13 protein-coding genes are annotated in these 16,106 nt (G+C 71.1%); 9 read left to right on the forward strand and 4 right to left on the reverse strand.

Annotation, left to right across the window (positions count from 1 at the left end; genetic code table 11):
• Nucleotides 1-227: 227 nt before the first annotated feature.
• The 5 genes from WME73_RS42875 to WME73_RS42895 all read left to right on the forward strand — a co-directional run bounded on the left by WME73_RS42875 (nucleotide 228) and on the right by WME73_RS42895 (nucleotide 8,889).
• Entirely contained in the window at nucleotides 228-869 is a 642-nt protein-coding gene (locus tag WME73_RS42875; RefSeq protein WP_437742043.1) for a DotU family type IV/VI secretion system protein, read from the forward strand.
• Nucleotides 866-1,960 (forward strand): type VI secretion system protein, encoded by a 1,095-nt coding sequence (locus WME73_RS42880; protein ID WP_437742044.1) that lies wholly within the window; start codon nucleotides 866-868, stop codon nucleotides 1,958-1,960. Before WME73_RS42875 ends, WME73_RS42880 begins: the two co-directional genes overlap by 4 nt.
• Nucleotides 1,961-2,114: 154 nt before the next feature.
• On the forward strand, nucleotides 2,115-7,553 hold the full coding sequence (locus WME73_RS42885; RefSeq protein ID WP_437913344.1) for an AAA family ATPase: 5,439 nt from the start codon (nucleotides 2,115-2,117) through the stop codon (nucleotides 7,551-7,553).
• A gap of 65 nt (nucleotides 7,554-7,618) precedes the next feature.
• Nucleotides 7,619-7,927 (forward strand): response regulator, encoded by a 309-nt coding sequence (locus tag WME73_RS42890; RefSeq protein WP_437913345.1) that lies wholly within the window; start codon nucleotides 7,619-7,621, stop codon nucleotides 7,925-7,927.
• 233 nt (nucleotides 7,928-8,160) lie between these two features.
• Nucleotides 8,161-8,889, forward strand: a complete 729-nt coding sequence (locus WME73_RS42895) for an Hsp20/alpha crystallin family protein (RefSeq protein ID WP_437913346.1) — start codon at nucleotides 8,161-8,163, stop codon at nucleotides 8,887-8,889.
• Nucleotides 8,890-9,017: 128 nt separating this feature from the next.
• On the opposite strand, the gene WME73_RS42900 is transcribed toward WME73_RS42895, so the two are convergent.
• From WME73_RS42900 to WME73_RS42910, 3 genes are all read right to left on the reverse strand, one after another.
• Entirely contained in the window at nucleotides 9,018-10,022 is a 1,005-nt protein-coding gene (locus WME73_RS42900; RefSeq protein ID WP_437913347.1) for a DsbA family protein, read from the reverse strand.
• Between the two features lie 75 nt (nucleotides 10,023-10,097).
• The gene (locus WME73_RS42905; RefSeq protein WP_437913348.1) at nucleotides 10,098-10,889 is read right to left on the reverse strand and encodes a hypothetical protein; all 792 of its coding nucleotides are present in this window, start codon (nucleotides 10,887-10,889) and stop codon (nucleotides 10,098-10,100) included.
• 129 nt (nucleotides 10,890-11,018) lie between these two features.
• Complete coding sequence (locus WME73_RS42910; RefSeq protein ID WP_437853778.1) at nucleotides 11,019-11,483, reverse strand: methyltransferase family protein; 465 nt, start codon at nucleotides 11,481-11,483, stop codon at nucleotides 11,019-11,021.
• A 55-nt stretch (nucleotides 11,484-11,538) separates the two neighbouring features.
• Between WME73_RS42910 and WME73_RS42915 the strand changes: the two genes are divergently transcribed.
• From WME73_RS42915 to WME73_RS42930, 4 genes are all read left to right on the forward strand, one after another.
• Nucleotides 11,539-12,192, forward strand: a complete 654-nt coding sequence (locus WME73_RS42915; RefSeq protein WP_437742051.1) for a TetR/AcrR family transcriptional regulator — start codon at nucleotides 11,539-11,541, stop codon at nucleotides 12,190-12,192.
• A 197-nt stretch (nucleotides 12,193-12,389) separates the two neighbouring features.
• A complete protein-coding gene (locus WME73_RS42920) occupies nucleotides 12,390-13,373 on the forward strand; it encodes a c-type cytochrome (protein WP_437913349.1) in 984 nt (327 codons plus the stop codon).
• Nucleotides 13,374-13,380: 7 nt separating this feature from the next.
• Complete coding sequence (locus tag WME73_RS42925; RefSeq protein ID WP_437913350.1) at nucleotides 13,381-14,241, forward strand: DUF692 domain-containing protein; 861 nt, start codon at nucleotides 13,381-13,383, stop codon at nucleotides 14,239-14,241.
• A complete protein-coding gene (locus WME73_RS42930; protein WP_437913351.1) occupies nucleotides 14,238-15,224 on the forward strand; it encodes an HvfC/BufC N-terminal domain-containing protein in 987 nt (328 codons plus the stop codon). The genes WME73_RS42925 and WME73_RS42930 overlap by 4 nt, the downstream gene beginning before the upstream one ends.
• Here WME73_RS42930 and cysW read toward each other — a convergent pair.
• Nucleotides 15,190-16,092 carry a sulfate ABC transporter permease subunit CysW gene (gene cysW, locus WME73_RS42935; RefSeq protein WP_437913352.1) on the reverse strand — a complete coding sequence of 301 codons (903 nt, stop codon included), beginning with the start codon at nucleotides 16,090-16,092 and terminating at the stop codon, nucleotides 15,190-15,192. The two genes, WME73_RS42930 and cysW, sit on opposite strands and share 35 nt — an antisense overlap.
• Between the last annotated feature and the right edge of the window lie 14 nt (nucleotides 16,093-16,106).

Consider the following 16,106-nt stretch of genomic DNA (forward strand, 5'->3'; position numbering starts at 1 on the left):
GGGGATCGCCTTCGCGCGACCCCGGCTGCTCTCGAAGGGGGCTCGAGAAGCGGCCGGAGCATAGGCACGGCCCCCCCCGGATGTCGACGCTCCGGTGCACCCGCGGCGCGCGGCGCGGGATCCGACGCGGACCGACGCGGACCGCCCGTCGACCTACGCGCGGCGCGCAAGGTGGACGCGCGCCCGGGTCGACGGTCGGTGCGCGCCTGGCGTAAGCTCGCGCCCGCGTGGAAACGTCCATCGGCGTCTTCGGTGAGGAGATGCTCCTCTGGCTCTGCATGCTCCGCCAGTCCCCGCGGCGGCCGCCGGCCGATCACGTGCTGCGGCAGGCGAACCTGCTGCTCGAGGAGCTGAAGGGGTCCAGGCTCGCGCAGGGGATGCCGATCGCGTCGGTCGACGACGGGATGTTCGCGATCGCCGCGTGCGCGGACGAGTTCGCGATGTCGCTGCCGGACCTGCGGCCGGTCTGGGCGCAGCGCCCGCTCCAGGCGTCGCGGTGGACGACCAACAACGCGGGCGTCGAGTTCTTCGAGCGGCTGGAGCGCGTCCGGAAGGGCCCGCTCCCGGTCATGGCGACGTACGCGTGCGTGCTCGGGCTCGGCTTCCGCGGGCGCTACGGGCTGCCGGGGCAGAACACCGACGAGCTGCTGCGGATCCGCCGCGAGCTGTCGCTCAAGCTCGGCGTGGATCCGGATCGGGACTGGAAGGGCGGGGTGCTCAAGCCGGTGCAGGTCGAGGGCGTCGCGGTGCAGCACCTCCCCACCCAGTCGTTCTGGCGGTCCGTCCTCGTCGGGCGGGCGCTGGCGTCGCTCGTCGCGATCGCCGGCGCGCTCGCGCTCGCGTGGACGATCGCCCAAAGGGTCCGATGAGCGGCTCCTTCGTTTACGAGCTGGCGAGCGTCCACACGCTGGTCGAGCAGGCGAACCTGGGCAACGACCAGGGGATCTACGCGGTCCCCTGCTACCTGGTGCTCGGCGAGCCCGGATCGGGCCGCTCCACGGTGATCCGCTCGATGAACCTGACGTGGCCCGTGAGCGGCGGGCAGCTCCCGATCGGCGTGCCCGGGGCGCGGTGCTCTTACTGGCTGGCGAAGGAGGCGCTCTTCATCGAGCCGGAGGCGTCGGTGCTCGGCCCGCGGCGGGAGCCGGCCGAGCTCTCGCGGCTCTGCGACGAGCTGCGCCGCTCGCGGGAGCGCGAGCCGATCGACGGCATCCTGCTCGTCCTGAGCATCGCGGAGTTCGTCGAGCTCGACGAGCAGGGGCTCGACGCGTACGCGAACCGCATCCGCGCGTACCTCGTCGAGGTCGGCCGGGCGCTGCGCGCCGACGTGCCGACGTACGTGGTGCTGTCGCGCTACGACACGCTCTGGGGCTTCGCCGAGGTGTTCCAGTGGACCGCCGAGCGCGGGCGCGAGGAGCCGTGGGGCTTCACGCTCCCGCTCGAGACGAGCCCGGACCACGCCGGGCCGCGGATCCTCCAGGAGCTCGAGGGGCTGAACGCGCGGCTGGAGTCGACTTGCCTTGCGCGGGTGAGCTCGGAGGACGCGCCCGAGGCGCGGACGCGGGCGTTCCAGCACCTGGCCGAGGTGCGGGCGCTGATGCCGCGGCTGCAGCAGCTGTTCGGGGTGATCGCGATGGCGAACGCGTTCGAGCGGGCGCCGTGGCTCCGCGCGGTGGCGATCGGCAGCGCGATGCCCGGCATGGGGGACCGGCTCCGCGCGGGGGTGACGCGGTTCATGAACATGGGGCTGGCGCAGCCGCCGAACGTGGCGGTCGCGATGCGGCCGGGGGGGCTGCCGATCCACGCGACCCTGAGGGCCGTCGTGCTGCCGGAGCGGGACATCGTGCCGCTCCGGCAGCGGTGGCGGGACGACCGGTTCACGCTGCTCTGCTTCGTGGGCGGGCTCTTGCTGCTGCTCGCGGCGGGGCTCACCGAGATCATCCTGCGCTACGCGATGTGAGCGGGCGCCGAGGGCGGCCCCGCCGGCCCCGGCCGTCCAGTTGACATGGCAACTCGTGGGCTCAAACGCCCCCGAGATGCAGGGCTCGTCGGAGGCATGGAATCGACCTGCTGCCCAGGAGGCTCGCTCCGTCGAGCCTGGGCGCGCGCTCTCGGTGCGACCAGGCACAGCCCAGCTCAGGGGGTATCACGTCACCGCGAAGACCGGCGAGGGCCCGGGCTCCACCACGTATCGAGCCCATCGGGACGCCGACGGCATCGACGTGGCGATCAGGATGCTGCACACCGATTACGCCCGCGCCGGCGATATCATGCGCTTCAGGCACGCCTACCGCGCGATACGGCAGGTCGACTCGGCGAGGGTCGTCAAGGTGTACGCCGTCGAGGAGCACGAGGACGGGCTGGCGCTCGTCACCGAGTATTTCCCGAGCGCCCCGCTGTCCGCGAGGACGGCCTGCAAGCTGGGCGTCCGCGCGTCGCTGGACGTCTTGATCCCCGTGGCCGAGGCCCTGGCCGACATCCATCGCCATGGCCTCATCCATGGCGACGTGAGGCCTCCGAACATCCTGCTCGGAGAGGACGGTCAGGTGAAGCTCACGGGCTTCGGCGTGGAGTCCATCGTGACGCGCGAGAAGGAGGAGATCTATTGCCGCCGCGTCCTCTCGAAGGTGCTCCCCTATACATCGCCGGAGCAGACCGGCCGCATGAACCGGAGCGTGGATTACCGCACCGACATGTACTCGTTCGGCGTCGTCCTCTACGAGATGCTCGCGGGGCGAAGGCCGTTCGAGGCGCTCGACCCCCTCGAGCTGATGCACGCCCACATCGCCGTGACGCCCGTCGCCCCCTCGGAGCTCGACCCGGAGGTGCCCGACGCGCTCTCCGCCGTCACGATGAAGCTCCTCAGCAAGAACGCCGAGGACCGCTACCAGTGCGCCGAGGGGCTGAGGGCCGATCTGGAGGAGATCCGAGCGCGATGGCAGCGCGGCGGCCAGATAGCAGCGTTCAGCCCTGGCCGCCACGACAGGAGAGACCTCTTCCGGCTCCCCCAGAAGCTCTACGGCCGCGAAGGAGACATCCGGAAGCTCGTCGACGCGTTCGACGACGTGCTGCGGGGCAAGCGCACGATCGTCCTCGTCTCGGGCTATTCGGGCATCGGCAAGTCGTCGCTGGTCCAGGAGATCTTGAAGCCGCTGGTGCGCGAGAAGGGCTACTACATCAGCGGGAAGTACGATCAGGTCAACCGCGACACGCCCTACAGCGCCATCGTCCACGCGTTCGACACGCTCGTCAGGCAGCTCCTCTCCGAGAGCGAGGAGCGGATCACGCGGTGGCGGGACGCCATCCTGGGCGCCCTCGGGACCAACGGACAGGTGATCTGCGACGTCCTCCCGTCGCTCGAGCACCTCATCGGCGAGCAGCCGCCCGTCCCCGCGCTCGGCCCGGTCGAGGCCCAGAACCGCTTCATCCTCTACTTCCACAACTTCGTGTCCGTCTTCGCCCGGCACGCCCACCCGCTGGCCATCTTCCTCGACGATCTACAGTGGGTGGACTCGGCCAGCCTGAGCCTGCTCACGAGCGTCCTCGCGAGAGAGGACGTGGAGTCGCTCTTCTTCTGCGGCGCTTACCGCGACAACGAGGTGAGCCCGACCCACCCCTTCCTCGTCGCCCTGGAGCAGCTCACGAAGGGCGGCCTCGAGGCGCGCGACATTGTCCTCGCGCCCCTCGGCCTCGCGCACCTGACCGAGCTCATCAACGACAGCCTGCAGACAAGCGGCGGAGAGGCGCTCGCGGGCGCGATCCTGAAGAAGACCGGGGGCAACCCGTTCTTCGTGAAGCAGTTCATGCGGCACCTCTACGACACGAAGGCGCTGGTCTTCGATCCACCGGCGGGCTGGCGCTGGGACCTGCCCCAGATCGAGCGGCTGGAGTGCACCGATAACGTCCTGAGCCTCATGGCGGAGACCATCCGGCGCCTGCCGCAGGCGACGCAGCGGGTGCTCCGGCTGGCCTCGGCGATCGGCAACACGTTCGAGATGGACGTCCTGAACACCGTCAGCGAGCGGCCCCCCGACGAGACGTACGCGAGCCTCGACCACGCCGTCGCCGAGGGCCTGATCGTGAGCGCGGACGAGCAGGTTCGATTCGCGCACGACAAGATCCAGGAGGCCGCGTACTCGCTGATCCCGGAGGGAGACAGGGCGGCGTTTCACTACCGGATCGGGAAGCTCCTGCTCGGCAAGCCGCGCTCCGACGAGGGGCGCGATCTGTTCGACGTCGTCAATCACCTGAACAGCGCCGGCGGTCTGATCCGCGCGCCGGAAGAGCGCATGGAATCGGCCAGGCTCAACCTCCAGGCGGCCGGGCGCGCCCAGGAGTCGTCGGCCTTCACCGCGGCCCTCGGGTACCTGGAACATGGCATATCCATGCTGCCCGGAGACGCGTGGACCTCCAGGTACGAGCTGACCTTCACCTACCACACGAAGAAGGGGCTCCTGGAGTCGCTCTGCGGACGCCACGACGACGCGCTCTCCACCCTCTCGGGGACCTTCGAAAGAGCGGTGGGGCGCCTCCACAAGACGGAGGTGCGCCGCCTGAAGATGAACGTGGAGATCCTGAAGAACGACCTGCCCGCCGCCATGGAAGAGGGGCTCGCCGCGCTCGGGGCGTACGACATCCACCTGCCGCCTTATCCGGACGACGACGCGCTCATGGCCGAGATGGAGCGGACGATCGCGATGATCGGCGACCGCCCGATCGCGTCGCTCGTCGATCTGCCCGCGCTCGACGATCCCGAGATCGCCGCCCTGCAGGACGTGCTCCAGGAGATGTTCTCGCCGACCTACCAGCTCGGCACGAACAACTTCGGCATCACGGTGATGAAGGCGCTCCAGAACTCGCTGACCCATGGCATCTCGAGGAACTCGATCTACGCCTACGTGAACTTCGGGACGCTCCTGTGCGCCGGGCTCGACATCGAGAAGGGGTACGAGTTCGGCCGGGCGGCGGTCCGCCTGAACGAGCGCCACCCGGACGCGAAGTCCGAGTCCATGCTGTGCAACATGTGGGGAGCGTGGGTCCAGCACTGGATGGATACCTACGAGAGCTCGAAGGCGTCCCTGCGCAAGGGCGTCCACGCCGGCATGGAGACGGGGCAGTACATCTGGGCCTTCTACAATGCGTGCAACGCGAGCATGAACGGCCTCCTCCGGGGGGAGCACCTCCACGACGTCATCGAGGAGGCGACGCTGTATCTGCCGCTCTGCAAGCTCGACAAGTTCAACGCGATCACGTGGATCGTCGGGGCCGTCGGGCAGCTCTGCGAATACCTGAGCACGCCGGACGAGGGCGACTGGAAGCGCGGGGCGTGGGTCGACATCGACGCGGTCACCGAGGCCGCCCGCAGCATCGACAACCGGGCGTCGCTCTACTTCGTGAACGTCTTCAAGGTCCACGCCGGCGTGTTCCAGGGCGCGTACGAGGAGGTGGCCGAGATCTGGGGCTCGACCGATCCGGCCAGCCTCGGCATGCTCGCCGCGTGGCACGCGAGCCCTTGTTATCATTTCTACGGCGGGCTTTCGTTCTCACGGGCCGCGTGCGCCGCCGCCCCCGCGCTCAGGGCGGCGTACCTCGCGAGGCTCGGGGACTGCGCGCGCAAGGTGGAGTCGTGGGCGGCGCTCGGCCCGGAGAGCCACCGCCACCGCAGCTTGATCCTGAAGGCCGAGGTCGCCCGGAGCGAGCGGCGAGAGGGCGCGGGCGCCCTCTACGACCAGGGGATCGCGGCCGCGCGGGAGGGCCATTTCCTGCACGACGAGGCGCTGGCCAACGAGCTCTGCGCTCGACACTACCTCGACCTGGGCAGGGCGTTCGTCGCGCGCGCCTACATGACCGAGGCGCACAGGCTCTATGCGCGCTGGGGCGCCGTGCGGCCGATGCTGCGCCTCGAGAGGGACTTTCCGCACGCGCTCGGGCCGGAGGCGCTGCGCAGGCGCACCGACCTCGCGCGGGACGGAGGCGCCGGCGTCCGCGGCGCCGCCGTGGGTCACGGCGCTCGCCCGGGGCTCGACTTCATGACCATGCTCAGGGCCTCGCAGGCGGTGTCTGGCGAGCTGAACCTCGACCGGGTGATCGAGGCCCTGCTGACGATCGCGGTCGAGCACGCGGGCGCCGAGCGGGGGCTGCTGATCCGCGCGTCGAGCGCCTCGCACGCCGCGCACGACGTCGAGGCCGAGGTCGTCACCCGGCGCGGCCGGGTCGAGGTCACCCTTCGCCAGACGCCCGTCACCTCGAGCGATCTCCCCACCGCCATCCTCCAGTACGTCATCCGCACGCGAGAGAGCGTGATCCTGGACGACGCCGCCGTGCCTAACCTGTACTCGGAAGACGCCTACGTGCGCGGGCGGCGCCCCCGCTCCGTGCTCTGCCTCCCCCTGGTGAAGCAGGGCACGCTGGTCGGCGTGCTCTACCTGGAGAACAACCTGACCCCGCGCGCCTTCACCGCGGATCGGATCGAGGTGCTGGAGCTCCTGGCCTCCCAGTCCGCCATCTCGCTGGAGAACGCGCGCCTCTACACCCAGCTCCAGCAAGAGAACGGCGAGCGCAGGCGGGCGGAGCTGGCGCTGCGGGAGAGAGAGGCGCGCATCCGGCGCCTGGTGGACTCCAACATCATCGGGATCGCCGTCTGGGACCTCGACGGCAGGGTCATCGACGCGAACGACGCGCTCCTGTGCATGCTCGGCTACAGCCGTGAAGATCTGACCTCGGGGAATATCCGCTGGGCAGATCTCACGCCGCCGGAGTTCAAGGAGACGACCCAGCGGACGCTCGAACATGTCCGCATGACAGGTGAATTCAGGCCGCTGGAGAAGGAGTATTTCCGAAAGGACGGCGGCCGCGTCCCGGTGGTGATCGGCGGCGCGCGGTTCGAGGGGTCGGAGAGCCAGGGGGTGGCGTTCGTCCTCGACGTGACCGAGCGCAAGCAGGCGGAGGAGCGCCAGAAGCTCCTGATGAACGAGCTGAACCATCGGGTGAAGAACACGCTGGCGATCGTCCAGGCGATCGCCGTGCAGACGCTCCGCATGGCGGACTCGCCCAAGGCCTTCACGAGCGCCTTCCTGGCCCGGTTGCTCGCCCTGTCCCAGACCCACAACCTCCTGAACCAGACCGCGTGGCAGGGCGCCGACCTCCACGACGTCGTCCGCTCCGAGCTGGCGCCGCACGCCAACGGCGACGCCGAGCGCGTCCGCCTGGTCGGTCAGGACGTCCGCCTCCGCCCGGAAGCGGCGGTGACGCTCGGCATGGTCTTTCACGAGCTGGCGAGCAACGCGGCCAAGTACGGAGCGTTATCGCAGCCGTCCGGCCACGTCGCGGTCACATGGGACGTGATCACCCAGGCGCACGAGCGCCTGCTCCACCTGGAATGGCAGGAGACGGACGGGCCGCCTGTCCGGCCGCCGCGCCGCAAGGGCTTCGGCTCACGCCTGATCGAGCGCGATCTCGGGCGCCAGCTCGCCACGGAGGTGCGCCTCGACTACCTGCCTGGCGGCGTACGTTGCGTGATGGACCTGCCCCTCGAGCGCGTGGGCGTAGGATGAAGCCGGTCCCAGGAGGCGAACGTGGGCTGGAGGGGCTGCGTGTCCTCATCGTCGAGGACGAGCCCATGATCGCCTCGTCCCTCGAAGACGCCCTGACCGACCTCGGCTGTGTGGTGATCGGCCCGGCGCTGAACATGAAGGACGCGACGCGCCTGGCCCGCGCCGCCGAGATCGACGGGGCGAGCCTGGACATCAACATCGCCGGCGAGAAGGTCTATCCGGTGGCCGACATCCTGAGCGAGCGAGGCATCCCGTTCGTCTTCCTGACCGGATATGGCAAAGCTGGGTTGCGCGAGTCCGATCTCAGCCGTCCGGTGCTGCAGAAGCCGTGCAGTCTGGAGCGCTTCGAGGAGATCCTGGCGGGGTGGCGGTGAGCGATTCCACCGGGCTCCCGGGCGCAGCGGCGCCTGCGCGAGCTCGGCCCCGGCGCGCGCTGCCGAGGACGGCGCGCCCGTGTGGCGCTCCGCGCCGGCCTGCGCGGCGCGCCATGGCGGACACGGCCAGCGGGCGCGGCGTCGACAGGCCACGTCATCTACGTTGGTTCACGCTCGCGACACGGCACCACACTTGCAGGTCCGACGCTCGCAACGTTCGAAAGGAGGTTCTTATGGCGGAACAGCAGCGTCAGCCGACAGGCCAGGACGTGTCCGTGAGCAAGTCGCAGCAAGGCAAGCCCGGCAGCCAGGCGACAGGTCAGACCCCTTCCCAGGGGGCCGGCGGTCAGTCCACCGGGCTGCAGCGTCAGCAGGGCGGCGGCCAGATGGGGCGGTACGGCGCGGCAGGCGGCGCCATCAGCCCGTTCGCGATGATGAGCCGGATGATGGAGGACATCGATCGCATGTTCGACGACTTCGGCTTCGGAGGGCTGCTCTCGCCGCTCAGGCAGGGCCGCCTGCTGGGCGAGCTGGGCGGCGGCCGCGGTCTCCCGGCCCTCGGCGGCGGCCTCTGGTCGCCGCGCATCGAGGTGGGCGAGCGCAACGGTCAGCTCGTGGTCAAGGCCGATCTCCCCGGCGTGACCAAGGACGACATCCGGGTGGAGCTCCGGGAGGACACCCTGTTCATCGAGGGCGAGCGCCGGCAGGAGCAGCAGGAGCAGCGCGAGGGGGTGAGCTACACCGAGCGCAGCTACGGGTCGTTCATGCGCGGCATCCCGCTGCCCGAGGGCGTGCAGGCCGAGGACGTGGACGCGAGGTTCGAGAACGGCGTCCTCGAGGTCTGTCTGAAGCTGCCGCAGCAGCAGCAGCGCGGCCGCTCGGTCGAGATCAAGAGCGGCGGGCCCTCGCAGGGGACGAGCGCTGGCGGCGGCCAGATGTCCGAGAAGAGCCGGCCCAGCTAGCCGATCTCGCTCTGGGGCCCACCGGGGCGGCGGCGCGCCGCCGCCCCGGTGTCACCCGGCGGAGGGGGTCAATCGTCGACCGAGCGCGACCCGCAGGCGCGCGCCCCGGCCACGCCGCGCGGCGCGCCCTACTTCGCGTCGCGCGGCGCGCCGCCCCCGGGCGCCGCCTCGCGCCCTCCGAGGATCGCGAGCTCGGTCTCGATCCACCGGTCGAGCTCGCCCTGCAGGCTGAACAGCGCCAGATCGAACTCCCGCCCGTTGATGACGATGAACGGCGTCCCCGAGAGCCCGGCGCGGTCGGCCTCGGCCTTGTCGCGCGCGACCACCCGGGCGGCGGGCTCGCCCGCCATGTCGGCCTGGAACCGGGCCATGTCGAGGCCGACCTTCTGCGCGTAGCCGAGCAGGTCTTTCTCCTCGAGCCGCTGCTGGTTCTCGAACAGGAGGCGCTCCATCGGCCAGTAGCGGCCCTGGCGGTGCGCCGCGATGGCCGCGCGCGCCGCGGCGTCGGCGTGCGGGTGCGATCGCAGCGGGTACACCTTGTGGATCAGCCTGACGTACGGCGCGTGGCGCTCGACCACCTCGTCGAGGTGCGGGACCGCCCGCCCGCAGGAGGGGCACTCGAAGTCCGACCACACGACGATCTGGATCGACGCGCGCTCCGGCCCGCGAGAGGGCGAGTCGGCGAGGTCGATCTGCTTCACGTTCGGACCGAACCTCACGCCGTACGCGGCCTGGGCCTCCGCGCCGCTCGCGCCGCCGCGGATCTTGTCGGCGAGGAGCTGCGCGGCGGGCGCGCAGGCCGCGCAGGCGCGCGACTCGCGGACGCACTGCGCGAGCGACACCGCCTGATCGGGGCACGGCGCGTAGAGCTGCGAGACGAGCTGCCACCAGGTATCGCGCTCGCGGCGGACGAGCTCGGTCGTATCCACGCCGGGCAGCTGCTCCGGCGCGCCGCCGGGCGCGTCGAGCAGCGGCGCGCCGGAGGAGCTGCCCGGGGGCCCGGGGAGCGGGACCGCGGGAGAATCGGCGAACTGGGGTTCCTGCCGCTTCGCGCCGCCGCAACCCGGGAGCGCGGCGAGCGCGAGGAGCGCGGCGAGCGCGAGCCGTCGTGCACCTGATCTCGGAATGAACACGCGCGGATGCTACACCCCCGCCGCAGCCGGGCCAGGCCGAAGCGCCGCCCGAGGCGCGCGCCCGGCGCCGCCCCCTCAGAAGGCGCCGCGGAGGCCGAAGGTGGTGCCGCCCGGCGCGAGGGCGACGTGCGGCACCAGCCGGAGCCGCGGCGGGCGGAGGCGGATGTACTCGTAGGTCTCGGCCGCCGTGGGCTGCTCCTCGTACTCGAGGAGCGCGACGTCGAGGATGTTGGCCGTGATCAGCCCGAGGCCGCTGCCGATGTACATGCCCCCGAGCGCGCCCCAGTCGCCGGCGTCCGAGGCGCTGCCGATGGCCACGCCGATCAGGCCGCCGCCGATCGTGCAGCCGGCGTTGAGGCCGAGGCTGACGAAGCCCATGCCGAGGTGGCCGTTGGCCCAGTGGGTGACCGGGCCGCCGAGCATGACGGAGCCGGTGGCCATCCAGCCGAACACCTCGTTCTCCGTGGTGGCGGCGAGGGGCCCGAGCACGACGGTCCCGCTGAGCACGAGGAGGTGCTGCCAGCCGTACCAGGTGCGCTTCGGCTCGGATCGCTCGCGACCAGGAGCGCTCCCGGGCTGCCAGGGACCCGGGCTCGTCGTCCACCGCGCGGGCGCCTGGGGAGCTCCGGTCGGCGCAACCCCGGCTGGTGGCGCGCCTTCGTCGCCTGGCGCCGTCGGCGGCTGAAGGGGCGCTGCCGCGGCGCCGCCCGGAGCCGGCGCGGGCGGCGCCGCGGCCGGACCGCTCGGCGGCGCAGCGGGCGCAGGTGAGGCCCCGGACGCAGGCTGCATGGCGCTCGCCGGTGCCACCGTGAGCGCCACGGCCGTTGCGCAGACGATCCGCAGCCCATCGCGAAGCATGCCTGTCATCCGGCGATACTCGCCTCGTTCTTTCTGCGCTCGCAACCTCTTTTGCTTCCTTCCATTCGGCCGCTGCGCTCGAATCCTGCGCCGCATTCCTGCGATCGGCGATGGATGGCTGCTCGGCGGCGCGCGCCGTCAGACCCAGCGCCGCGTCGACCGGGCGTAGGTCTCGTAGGCAGCGCCGAACCGGGCGCGCAGCCGCCGCTCCTCGAACGCGATGTACCAGCGGTCGACGATCGTGACGAAGACCGCCGCGAGCAGGAACGACGTCGCCGCGCCGCTCAACGCCGCCATGCCCGCGGCCGCGAGGCCCATCCCGAGGTACATCGGATTCCTGGACCACCGGAACAGCCCGCCGGTCACGAGCCGCGTGGGCTCGGCAAAGGTGTTGATCTCCGTCGCGGCCCGCGCGAACTGCGCCCGAGCCGCGACCGCCATGACGACGCCGATCGCCAGCGGCAAGGCGCCGAGCCAGCGAGTCGACGCCGGGAGCACCGGCGGGAACGGCAGCACGGCGTGAGTCAGCCACATGACCGCCACCACGAGGAGGAGCAGGACCGGCGGGAGCAGATTGCGCGAGGGTGCGTTCGAGGTGATCATGCCCCACCAGTCTAGCGACAGGGCAAAACGCGGAGACTCGCGTTCGGGAGAGACGATGAAGCGCCCAGAAAAGCCGCGCAAAGAGCCTCGCCAGGCGCGCTCGCGCTTCCTCGTGGAGACCATCGTCGAGGCCGCGGCTCGCGTTTTCGACGCGCACGGCTACGACGGGGCGAACACGAACCAGGTCGCCAAGGTCGCAGGGGTGAGCGTCGGGTCGGTGTACCAGTACTTCCCGAACAAGGACGCCCTCGTCACCGCGCTGCACGAGCGCCACGTGCGCCACATGCTGCGGCTCGTCGAGCAGGTGGACGCGGCGGCCGACGGCGTCTCGCTGCGCGGAGCGACGGAGGCGCTCGTCGAGAGGAGCCTCGAGCTCCACCGGTCGGAGCCGCGGCTGCAACGGCTCCTCCACGCCGATCTCCCGACGCTGGAGCAACAGCGCACGCTGAGCGCGGCCAGCCGGGCGGTCGTCGATTGCACCCGGCGGCTGCTGTCGCGCCACGGTTCGGAGATCGTCCAGCCGGATCTCGATCTCGCCACCTACGTTGTCCTGCGCATGTTCGAGGAGCTCGTCCACGCAGCGGCCCTCGATCCGCCCGCGGGCGTCGACGACGGCGCGCTCCGGCGGGCGATCACCGACGCGCTCATGGGCTATCTCACCGTCGGCGCACCATCAGCGCGGGCGGCGAGCCCCGCGGACCGGCCATAGACGCGATGCCCCTTCCTCGCGGCGCGGACGCGGGAGCCACGCGGGACGCCAGCCCGTACAGAGACGATCCGTCCGGTGGACGACGGGCCCGCGACAACTTGCCGCATATTCCGCGCACGGCAGCCGTGCCACAGGTCGTGCGCCGGGCAGCCAGCAAGGGGGCCCTGCGCGTTCCTTCGGAGGGCACGACGACCACCATGACCCAATCGCCGAGATCCACCTTGCTTGCGCTGGCGCTCGCCAGCTTCACCGCCTTTGCTCCAGGCTGCGGCGACGACGACGCTGTGACGCCGGCTGGGTCCGGCGGCGGCGGCGAGTCTCCCGCCGGGACCGGCGGCTCCGGCGGCGAGGAGCCCGCCGTGACCGGCTCTGGCGCGGGCGGCGGCGGCGAGCCCGTGGATGACGAGGACAGCGACCACGACAGGGACGGCTTCACCCCGCGCGAGGGCGACTGCGACGACTTCAACAACACCGTCCACCCCGACGCCGAGGAGCGCAATCTCGATAACGTCGACTCGAACTGCGACAAGTCCGACGCGCCGGTCAAGACGCTCGTATGGAACGCTGGCCCGGAGCCCGACCTGGTGGACGCGATCGACCTCATGGACGAGGACGGCGACGGCCAGATCTCGCTCGCCGAGTTCGCCGCGGCGTGCGCCAGGTCCGCGTCGCTGACGGGCCCCGCGCGCCCCGGCGTGGTCCAGATCAACTCATCCTGCAGCCACTCGAACAGCTGCCGCGGCATGGTCTACCAGTCCTGGAACGAGCTTTACGAGCATACCTGCCGCGCCATGAACGGATGCTCGGGCTGGAGCTGCGTGGAGACCGCCGAAGATCAGGATCGAGACGGCCCCGCGGCGTTCAAGGCGGCGACGTGCGACCACTGCCACTCCGGCTCGGCGGGCTCGTTCGGCGTGAAGGTGCGGCCCACCGAGGACATGGCCACCTACGTCGCCGAGTTCTGGGAGCGCCGCTCGGATCTCTACCTGCAGTCCATCATCGCGTTCGGGATCGACGGCGTCCACCCCGAAGGCTACGCCTACTCGAACATGCCCGGCTCCTACCACCTGCTCTCGCTCGCTGAGATCGATCGGCTGATCGCCTACCTGCGCACCCTGACGCCCGAGGGCAAAAGCTTCGACCCGATGGCGCCAGCCGACCCCATCGAGCCGAGCAACTGAGCCGCCGATGAGCGCGCCGCGAGGCCTGGCCGGCAGCCAGGCGCCCATGGAGCGTGCGCTCCCGCGAGGCGCGCTCGGCCTCGGGCTGCGCCCGCCGCACTACGACGCGATCGAGCGGCTCCGGCCCCCGCCGGGCTTCTTCGAGATCATCGCGGAGAACTACCTCGGCGCGTCGCCGCTGCCCCGGGAGCGGCTCCGGCGCATCGCCGAGCGCACTCCGATCGTCGCCCACGGCGTCTCGCTGAACCTGCTCGGCGAAGCCCCCCTCGACCGGGATCACCTGTCCCGGCTCAAGGATCTGATCCAGGAGCTCCGGATCCCCTATTTCACGGATCACCTCTGCTGGACGGCGTTCGAGGGCGTGACGCACCACGACCTCCTGCCGGCGCCGTACGATCCGGAGCTGATCCCGTACGCCGCCGGCCGGGCGTTCGAAATCCAGGAGGCGCTCGGCGTCCCGTTCGGCATCGAAAACCTGTCTTCCTACGTCGGGTGGGAGCGCGACACGATGCCTGAGTGGGAGTTCTATCGCCGCGTGATCGAGGAGTCCGGCTGCTGGTGCATGCTGGACATCAACAACGTCTTTGTCTCCAGCGAGAACCACGGGTTCAATCCGCGCGAGTACCTCGACGGCGTGCCCTGGCACCGGGTCTTGCAGGTCCACCTGGCCGGCCACCAGGTCTTGCCCTCGGGCCTGCGACACGACACCCACGATCGTCCGGTGTGCGACGAGGTATGGTCTCTCTACGAGGAGGCGTGGCGCCGGGGCGGCCCTTTCCCGACGCTCCTCGAGTGGGACGCGGAGATCCCACCCTTGCACATCGCGCTCGCGGAGCTCGACAAAGCGCGGCAGGTGCGATCGCCATGAGCCCGAAAGGTGGAGATCCTCCGGGCTGGCTGCGGGAGCTCCAGCGCGACTTCACCGCCGTCCTCCGAGCGCCGCTCGACTCGAGCGCGGGCCGGTTCCGGGAGCGGCAGGAGCGGTATCCCGCGGGGCTCGTGGCGCAGGTGAAGGGCGGCCCCGGGGGCCTCGCGCCGGCGGAGCGGCTCGCGATCTATCACCGTCAGTACTGGATGCGTCTGTTCACCGGCCTGCAGACGAGCTTCCCGCGCGTGTCGCGGGCGATCGGCTGCTGGCACTTCAATCACCTGGCCGCGCTGCACCTCGAGGCGTGCCCGCCCCGTCACATCGATATCGACAAGAGCTCGTGCGGGTTCGCCGAGCGGCTCCGCGGCGCGCTGCGCGGCCCTGACGGCGCGCGCCGCGGTCGCCAACCGGAGCGCCCGGCGCGCGGGCACGAGGACGCGTGGCGCCGGCGGATCGAGCTCTCCAGGGCGCCGCTCGCGATGGTCCGCCAGGCGCTGCGCATGGACGAGGCGGAGCGGCTCGCCTGCGAGTCGCCGTTCGAGGGCCTCTGGCGGCCGACGCCGGAGGAGCTCGCCACGCTGGCCGAGGCGCGGCTGCGCTTCGCGGTCTCCTTCACGCTGACCCACGAGGACTGGGACCTCGCGCGCTTCTCGCGGCTCGCGGGCGGCGATCTGGACGAGGGCCCCCTGGACGCGAGGCGTCGCCACGCGTCCACCCGCGCGTGGGTCTTCGCCCGGAGCGCCGCCGGCACGACCACGACCTCGGTGGATCCGCTGTTCGCCCGCCTGCTCGAGCGCTGCCGGGAGCTGCCGTTCGGGCAGGCCCTTGCCGCCGTCGAGCAGGGCTGTACGGCGGCGGAAGCAGCGCAGCTGCGGGCAAATCTGCAGGGCTGGATCGCGCTCGCCCTCTCGAGCGGCTGGTGGACGGGCCTCGCCGGCGTCGGGACCGCTAGCCGCGGTCCGTCTTCTTCAGCTCGCCCTTGAACCGCCACTCCACCGCCGCCTTCACGCCCAGCGTGATCACCGACACGCCGGCGAGGAGGCTGGCGACGGCGAACGCGGGCACGACGCGGACCATGTTGGCGTAGTAGACGCGCTCGACGTGGAGCGGCAGCGTCACCTGATCGGACGAGCCCGACGAGACCACGTACACGGCGCCGAACTCGCCCATCGCCCTGGCGGCGCACAGGATGACGCCATACAGGAGGCCCCAGCGGATGTTGGGCAGCGTGACGCGCCAGAAGATCTGCCATCCGTTCGCGCCGAGGACGCGGGCGACCTGCTCCTCCTCGGTCCCCTGGGCCTGCATCAGCGGGATGAGCTCTCGCGCGACGAACGGGAACGTGATGAACACCGTGGCGAGCACGATGCCAGGAAGGGCGAAGATGACCCGGGTGGAGACCTCGAGGCTCGTGAACCCGAGGCTCACCGCATAGGTCCTGTTCACGAACGCGCCGAAGAACCCGTTCGCCCCGAAGAGCAGGACGAAGCACAGGCCGGCGACCACCGGCGAGGTCGAGAACGGCAGATCGATCAGCGTGACGAGCAGGCTCTTGCCCCGGAACTCGAACTTGGCGACGGCCCACGCCGCCGCGACGCCGAAGAGCGTGTTGAGCGGCACCGCGATGGCCGTGGTGAAGAGCGTGAGCTTCACCGCGTGGAACGTCGCGCGGTCGAAGACCGCCTGTCCGTAGGCGCTCAGCCCCTCGCTGAAGGCGTGCCAGAACACCACCCCCAGCGGGAGGACGAGGAACACGCCGACGAGCGCCACGCACAGGCCGATCAGCAGCCGGCGCGCGCCGCCGCCCTCGGCGGAGACCGCCTTGCCTGCCCGGGAGCGCGCGGCGAGCATCTCGTGCCTCGGGT

This window comes from Sorangium sp. So ce302, from assembly GCF_051530145.1.
GTDB lineage: Bacteria > Myxococcota_A > Polyangia > Polyangiales > Polyangiaceae > Sorangium > Sorangium cellulosum_B.

Excerpts from the sequence above, each read along its gene's own strand:
- WME73_RS42880 (WP_437742044.1), top strand. The coding sequence starts at position 866 with ATGAGCGGCTCCTTCGTTTACGAGCTGGCGAGCGTCCACACGCTGGTC.
- WME73_RS42890 (WP_437913345.1), top strand. The coding sequence starts at position 7,619 with ATGATCGCCTCGTCCCTCGAAGACGCCCTGACCGACCTCGGCTGTGTG.
- WME73_RS42895 (WP_437913346.1), top strand. The coding sequence starts at position 8,161 with ATGGCGGAACAGCAGCGTCAGCCGACAGGCCAGGACGTGTCCGTGAGC.
- WME73_RS42905 (WP_437913348.1), bottom strand. The coding sequence starts at position 10,889 with ATGACAGGCATGCTTCGCGATGGGCTGCGGATCGTCTGCGCAACGGCC.
- WME73_RS42910 (WP_437853778.1), bottom strand. The coding sequence starts at position 11,483 with ATGATCACCTCGAACGCACCCTCGCGCAATCTGCTCCCGCCGGTCCTG.
- WME73_RS42915 (WP_437742051.1), top strand. The coding sequence starts at position 11,539 with ATGAAGCGCCCAGAAAAGCCGCGCAAAGAGCCTCGCCAGGCGCGCTCG.
- WME73_RS42920 (WP_437913349.1), top strand. The coding sequence starts at position 12,390 with ATGACCCAATCGCCGAGATCCACCTTGCTTGCGCTGGCGCTCGCCAGC.
- WME73_RS42925 (WP_437913350.1), top strand. The coding sequence starts at position 13,381 with ATGAGCGCGCCGCGAGGCCTGGCCGGCAGCCAGGCGCCCATGGAGCGT.
- WME73_RS42930 (WP_437913351.1), top strand. The coding sequence starts at position 14,238 with ATGAGCCCGAAAGGTGGAGATCCTCCGGGCTGGCTGCGGGAGCTCCAG.
- cysW (WP_437913352.1), bottom strand. The coding sequence starts at position 16,092 with ATGCTCGCCGCGCGCTCCCGGGCAGGCAAGGCGGTCTCCGCCGAGGGC.